Genomic DNA, 5,446 nt, shown 5'->3' with positions numbered 1-5,446 from the left:
TGAGTTTCCAGCCTACCTATGAGGGATTGAAACTAACATAACACCCAACAACACGCAATACCCTTCGTGTTTCCAGCCTACCTATGAGGGATTGAAACGTTGTAATAAATGCTGATAGCGCCAGTCTTCTCTCGGTTTCCAGCCTCTCTCAACTGGCGGAGAAAAATCCTGAAGAGTCGCCCCGCCGGGAGCTGGCAGCGGCCTACCGCAATGGCGACTGGGAGCAGGTGGCACAGTGGTTGCGACAGCTGGATGGGCAGGATCGCCTGTGCGGTGCGGAAATTAATTCCATCACGAATCTGGTCCAGCGCGGTTATTTTGACAGCAACAACGCCAGGATAGTTTTCTGTCATTCCATGACGGAAGACGGAAGAAATGTAGCCCTCATCCTGATGGAGTATTTCAGCCTCAGTGGTTATGAAACAGAGTCGTATGAGATACAAGACTTGCATGATGCAGATCCCGGGCTCTTTCGTACCAGAGGCCTGCGCAACCTGGCCAAAACTATCAGCCGGGTCATCCTGGAAAGGGGGACGGATTACTGTGCCATAAACGCCACTGGCGGCTACAAGGCCCAGATTGCCATTGCCGTGCTGCTGGGACAGGCCCTGGGTGTACCCGTGTTTTATAAGCACGAAAAATTTAATGAAATCATCGCCTTCCCACCCATGCCGGTAGCCCTGGATCTTAGCCTGTGGATGAGGAATAGCGGCCTCTTTTTTCTTCTGGACCGGGAGACGGTCTGTGAAAAAGATGTGGCCGAACATTGGGACGAGCGCCTGGAAGCTCTGGTGGAGCGGGTGGAGATTGACGGAAGCAACTACCTGGAACTGAGTCCCATCGGCCAGATCTTTCACGAAACTTTCCGTGGACGCTACTGGAGTGACCGGGACAGGGTTTTGCCGCCGCCGGCCCTGGAGAAAAGAAAACCGCATTTAGGGGACCACGACTGGGGCAACGCCCGCGAGCCCATCTTGGCCTTTATGAACGCGGTGAATAAAATACCCTATGTCCGTCACTGCCGGACGCATTACTGGAATCCGGACCTTCCTTCGCCCAATATATTCCGCCTCAAAGGCGAGGAAATAGAAGGTGTGTTCAGCAACGGCACCTGGACCGTAAAGATCAAGGTGGAAACCACTGCCGTTACTCCCGGCCAGCGCGAAGCCTGCGTGGCCGATCTTAATAACTGGCTAACTACTGGCAAATGACTTCCCTGGCTTGTTCAATCCGGCCTTTAGCCCGGCCTTCAGCTTCAGCTCGTTCTTCTTTAACCCATTCCTGATATACAGGTGTGTTGATCATTTCCCTTATACCTTAATATTTACTTTATATCCGGAAATTTTTGGAGATGACGTTTGGGTTTTTTAGATGGTTCGCGTACGGCACTTCTTTATTCCAGGAAGGAGGGTTCACATGACTGATTGGCTCATATTTCCAACTCAGGGCCGGCGGTCTTTTGCCGGCAGGCCGGTGCGCGTTCTGGGCATAGATCTGGGTATCACCAATTCGGCCGTGGCCGAAATAATCTGGGATCCGAAAAGCGACGAGCCGGTGACGGCGCGCTCTACATCATAACCATCAAGGTAGATATTGGTAAAACGGTGGAAGTGGATCAATTTTATATTGACAAACGCATGGTGGAGTCCTCCCTTGTTTTTTTACTATTTTCCGAAAAGTGTTGCAATCACTCTCTTAACCGGTTATATTATGATTAAAAGTACACTTGGGAGTGACTGCAATGCATATAGTAAATGTGACAGATCTGCGGAGGAACATTCGCGAGGTTCTGGCGGAAGTAATTCGCTCAAAAGAACCGGCGGTAATCCTTCAGCGGTCAAAGCCGGTTGCTTACCTGGTCGACGCTGAAACGTTCGAGAGATCGCGAAAGTTCGATGAAATGGACGTGTTGACACAAACCAGGAAAAAAAGCCTGGAGAGGATGCTTCAGTTAAGGGCCAAGGTGGCGAAGAGGACAGGTATAAAGAGTGATTCTACAAAACTGATCCGTGAAATCCGGGAAGGATTGAGTCGTCATGAGTAATTATATCTGCCTGGACACTTCGGTTTTGATCAAGGTGCTCATGGAGGAGGAAGATAGTGACAAAGCAACGGCGCTTCTGCAAAGGATTATAGACCACCGGCAGCTCATTGTGCTTCCCGCATTCGCATGGGCTGAAGTAGGTACTGTTCTGAGAAAGAAGCGTAGAAGAGAGGAATTAGCCGTTCAGGAAGCAGATGATCTATGGTTGGAGTTCCGGCAATTTCCCGGGATAGAGTACCTTAATGATGACTCGATAATGGACCTGGCCTGGAAAATCAGCCGCCACTTTGATATGCCTACGCTTTACGATGCGGCTTTCCTGGCGGTTACCGAGGTGGTGGAGGAGAGAACCGGGGAAGGATGTGAATTCTGGACTGCGGATGAAAAGCTGGTTAACCTTTTAAACGGACGAAGGAAGTATGTAAGATTGTTGAAAGAATTGGAGTAAGGGGAGCGTAATTTCAGCGCGCAAGCCATTTACTATATTCCATGGCGTGCTCGATGAGGAGACGGTGCAGCCTACCGGGCCATCTTCATCATCAACCCCCAGGGTCGTATTGAATATTACTGCGTCTACCCCCGGGAAGTGGGACGGAACGTGGACGAAATTATCCGCGTGATCCAGGCCATTCAATACGCTGCCGCTACGGGCGAAGGCGTTCCTGCTCAGTGGCAGCCGGGCCAGCCGGTCATCAGGCGGGACTTTGAAAGGGCCGGGACGATTTAGGAGGGCGGTTTGGTGAACATAATTTTGGTGAACATAATATAGCTATGAAAGGTAAATCGGCGTCTTAAATGTGGTCCACACTTAGCCCATTTCGTTCCGGATAACACCGGCCACCTTGCCGGTCTTTTTTTTGTAGGTAAATTTTTTCAAATCTATGGAAAAAGATGTTGACTTAATAACCAATAACCCAAAAAGGAAGGAATTATGTTTAAATATGGTGAAAGTAGTAATAAGTAGAACGGGTTTGTTATCCCGTTACGGGGAACTATTCATTACGCTCATGAATTTTCGTGCTGCCATCCCTTTCATGTTTCAAGTCCCGTTTTAGGAACCGGTTAAGTCCTCCGTCAACTAAGAAGAGGGATGTTTAATGAGAATATCGGTCATCATTGGACATCCCGAACAAAGCCAGTTTCACAAATCAAGGAACTGCTCCAGCAAGGCCGAGCAGGTTAGTGCTGCCGAAGACAAGAAGTACAAGCAAGGAGACGAACTGCCCTCTGAACTCGCCTCACGGGAGAAAAGACTGGCAAAGATCCGGGAAGCAAAAGCCGCTTTGGAATCTCAAGCCCAGGCCAGAAAAGAAAAATGTTCTTTCGTTGAATGTTAGCTGATATTTTGTAATAGGGAGACGATCGATACAGATGAGCTTTCCAGCTGATATAAAAGGCGCAATGAGAGATTGCATTCTTAAGATCCTATGGCCAAAAGACGATATTGTCTCTTTCTTCAAAGATAACGGATGCACCTCATCCGATATACGGAGCCTCGGTAATTATAAGGAGCTATCGCGTGCCGCTATCGTCGATAAAATGTTTTCCCGCCTTTCAGCCAAACCGGATGGTGGACTTGGTCCATTCCGAGCGATGCTCCACTCACTAATCAATTGGTCACATTTTGATTCCTACTACTTCGACAAACTTCGTAAACTTGATCGAACAGTGGCGCAACGTGCTATCGAGCACCTAAGGCAACTCCAAGAAATACGCGACCATAAAATCAAAGAAGAAAGGAAGCGACGAGAAGCACAATCAGCCGAAGCCCAAAAGGCAACTAAGACACTTGAAGAATTAAAAAGGCAACATATAGCTCTGATCCAAGGTAATGTAACATGCCAAGAAAGAGGGTATGCGCTGGAAAGCATCCTACAAGAGCTTGCGAAACTCGCGCAACTAGAAGTAACGGAGCCATTTAGGATCAATGGGGAACAAATCGACGGAGCCATCAAATTCGAGGGTGAGCATTATATTATTGAGGCGAAGTGGCAAGATAAAGCTGCAACAAATGAACCGGTGTATCAATTTGCTGGTAAGGTAGAAGGTAAGCTATACGGACGCGGCATTTTTATATCGGTAAATGGGTTTAGCGAAGAAGTAGTAAGGTCACTGGTAGTTGGCAAAGCAATAAAGACCATATTTGTTGATGGCGCAGATATTATGCTGGTGCTTGAAGGTTTTCTGAGCTTCTCAGAGTTGCTAGATAAGAAGGTGAAAGCCGCCCAAACGAAAGGGCTTATTTATATTGATGCCATAACTGGGAAATCAAAAATAAGCAGTTAATAAGCGTTTGGAGTCGACGCGCTAAAAATTGCTCAAAGTTCAAAACATATCATTTTTATTAAGCTGAAGGTGGATAATAATGAATCTGTCCGAAGATGCTGTCCGATGGGCCATAAATCATCTCATGATATTAAACGATTCGGACCTCTTTCCTAGACCTATCGAGTTGGATATTGTAGCAACCCTTGAAACGAATGCTGTTTCTGCAATTGCAAGCCTGGATCTTACTCAACATGAGCCAGGACCTTCCAGACGCTTCATTGTGCCTAAGGACGATATGTCATACAGAGCGGCTACACAACTGGATCCACTGGACAGCGTTATTCTTGCCAGTCTGATGTACCAATATGGCAGTCTGGTTGAAAAAGCGCGCCGCCCGGTGGATGAAAAAACCGTTTTTAGTTACCGTTTCAAACCTGATCGGTATGGTCACTTCTATGATCCTAATTACTCTTGGAATTCATTCTGGACTCAATGCTATGAAAATTCAAAAGGATATTCTCATATTGTGGTTCTAGATATAGCAGATTTCTATAATCAGATCTATCATCACTGGTAGTGGTAATCTAATAGTAGACCACTGCGGCAAACAAAAAAGTGCCCACCCCGACCAAAAATCCTGTACGCTATAGTTAGCAACACTCTCTATGGCGTACGGGAGGTTGAAAGGAGAATGATCAGGGTGGACACCAAAGATCGCATCAGGGAGCTGTACTTCAAAGAAGGCCAATCCATCCGGGCCATCAGCAGGATGTTGAAGGTGGCCCGCAAAACCGTACGGCGGGCACTGGTCGATGCCGAACCGCCCAGATACCACTTGACCAAAGAAAAGCCCAAGCCGGTTATAGGTCCTTTCCTCCCCATCATACACCAGTGGCTGGAGGAAGATCAACAGCGCCCACCCAAACAGCGCCATACAGCCAAACGTATTTTTGAACGGCTAAAGGACGAGCACAACTACCAGGGCAGTGAGGAAACCGTGCGTCGCTACGTGCGCCTCTGGCGGCAAAACCAGCCCAAAGAAATGTTTTTGCCCATGGACTTCGGTCTCAGCGGTTGGGCGCAGGCAGACTGGTTCGAGGCTTTTGTTGAACTGCAGAACACACTTATCAAAGT

At 47.9% G+C, this 5,446-nt stretch carries 7 protein-coding genes and 2 pseudogenes; all 9 read left to right on the top strand.

The features are described 5' to 3' along the window. The first annotated feature begins 239 nt into the window (after positions 1-239). On the top strand, positions 240-1,211 hold the full coding sequence (locus BUA65_RS17210) for a putative CRISPR-associated protein (protein WP_072871588.1): 972 nt from the start codon (positions 240-242) through the stop codon (positions 1,209-1,211). 205 nt (positions 1,212-1,416) lie between these two features. Beyond that, positions 1,417-1,578, top strand: coding sequence for a hypothetical protein (locus BUA65_RS18445; RefSeq protein ID WP_165613294.1), 162 nt, complete (start codon positions 1,417-1,419; stop codon positions 1,576-1,578). A 163-nt stretch (positions 1,579-1,741) separates the two neighbouring features. Then, on the top strand, positions 1,742-2,044 hold the full coding sequence (locus tag BUA65_RS17205; protein ID WP_072871586.1) for a type II toxin-antitoxin system Phd/YefM family antitoxin: 303 nt from the start codon (positions 1,742-1,744) through the stop codon (positions 2,042-2,044). Then, positions 2,037-2,492: a type II toxin-antitoxin system VapC family toxin gene (locus tag BUA65_RS17200; RefSeq protein ID WP_072871584.1), complete on the top strand. Its 456-nt coding sequence runs from the start codon at positions 2,037-2,039 to the stop codon at positions 2,490-2,492. The genes BUA65_RS17205 and BUA65_RS17200 overlap by 8 nt, the downstream gene beginning before the upstream one ends. A gap of 150 nt (positions 2,493-2,642) precedes the next feature. Then, entirely contained in the window at positions 2,643-2,771 is a 129-nt protein-coding gene (locus BUA65_RS19050; protein WP_278246297.1) for a hypothetical protein, read from the top strand. A 414-nt stretch (positions 2,772-3,185) separates the two neighbouring features. After that, positions 3,186-3,351, top strand: a pseudogene (locus tag BUA65_RS17190) (IS5/IS1182 family transposase); the annotation flags it as partial. A gap of 64 nt (positions 3,352-3,415) precedes the next feature. Continuing rightward, positions 3,416-4,330 carry a restriction endonuclease gene (locus BUA65_RS17185; RefSeq protein WP_072871581.1) on the top strand — a complete coding sequence of 305 codons (915 nt, stop codon included), beginning with the start codon at positions 3,416-3,418 and terminating at the stop codon, positions 4,328-4,330. Positions 4,331-4,409: 79 nt separating this feature from the next. Then, positions 4,410-4,889 carry a hypothetical protein gene (locus BUA65_RS17180; protein ID WP_072871579.1) on the top strand — a complete coding sequence of 160 codons (480 nt, stop codon included), beginning with the start codon at positions 4,410-4,412 and terminating at the stop codon, positions 4,887-4,889. A gap of 114 nt (positions 4,890-5,003) precedes the next feature. Next, positions 5,004-5,446: pseudogene (locus BUA65_RS17175) on the top strand (IS21 family transposase); the annotation flags it as partial.

It is taken from the genome of Desulfofundulus thermosubterraneus DSM 16057 (genome assembly GCF_900142025.1).
Lineage (GTDB): Bacteria > Bacillota > Desulfotomaculia > Desulfotomaculales > Desulfovirgulaceae > Desulfofundulus > Desulfofundulus thermosubterraneus.
Note: the sequence above shows the minus strand (reverse complement) of the source record. Positions and strands in the feature narration are given on the sequence as shown.